We start from the raw sequence: 781 nt of genomic DNA on the forward strand, positions 1-781 counted from the left end.
GGCGATCGACGAGCCGCAGCTTCAGCCCGGCCTCCAGCGCATCGAGCCGGCGGGCGGCGGTGGAAATGGCGATACCGCGGCTGCGCGCCGCGGCGCTGATCGAGCCCAGCCGGCCCACGGCCGCCAGCAGCGCCATGTCGTCCAGTTCCACCGATTGTCTCCCATTTTTGCAACGCTGGTTTGCGCTATTCTGTATGGCGGCGTGGCGCGCGGCAAGCGAGTCTGGCAGGCGATCCGGCGGGCTGTTCCCGCCGCTTCGGGAGATCTGCCGATGCCCGCCCTGTTTTTCGTGAAACCCGGTCAGTTCGAATGGCGGGACCAGCCGGCGCTGGCATTGGCCGCCGATACCGATGCCATCGTCCGCCCCCTGGTGGTCGCGCGCTGCGACCTTGATCTCTACATCGCCACCGGGGTGGTGCCCTTCCGGGGGCCGTTCGCCTTTGGCCATGAATGTGTGGCCGAAGTGGTGGATGCCGGCCCCGCTGCCGGGGTGTCGCCGGGCCAGCGGGTGATCGTGCCGTTCCAGCTCAGCTGCGGGCGTTGCCCAAGTTGCCAGCGCGGCTTCACCGGCAGTTGCGAGGCCTATCCGCCGCTGGCCGCCTACGGCCTCGCTGGTGCGCCGCGCACCGATTATGGCGGCGCGCTGGCCGAAGCCATGCGCGTGCCCTTTGCCGATCACATGCTGGTGCCGCTGCCGGCCGGCCTCGATCCGGTGGCGGTGGCGAGCGCGTGTGACAATATCGTGGACGGCTGGCGCGGCGTCGGCCCGCAACTGGCGGCG

General features: G+C 70.3%; 2 protein-coding genes. One reads left to right on the top strand and one right to left on the bottom strand.

Annotation, left to right across the window (positions count from 1 at the left end):
* A partial coding sequence (locus tag GJV64_RS15775) for a helix-turn-helix domain-containing protein (RefSeq protein ID WP_164158339.1) occupies positions 1–136 on the bottom strand: 136 nt, incomplete at its 3' end.
* Between the two features lie 135 nt (positions 137–271).
* Here GJV64_RS15775 and GJV64_RS15075 point away from each other — a divergent pair.
* A partial coding sequence (locus tag GJV64_RS15075) for an alcohol dehydrogenase catalytic domain-containing protein (RefSeq protein WP_164158337.1) occupies positions 272–781 on the top strand: 510 nt, incomplete at its 3' end.

This window comes from Sandarakinorhabdus rubra (assembly GCF_010994245.1).
Lineage (GTDB): Bacteria > Pseudomonadota > Alphaproteobacteria > Sphingomonadales > Sphingomonadaceae > Sandarakinorhabdus > Sandarakinorhabdus rubra.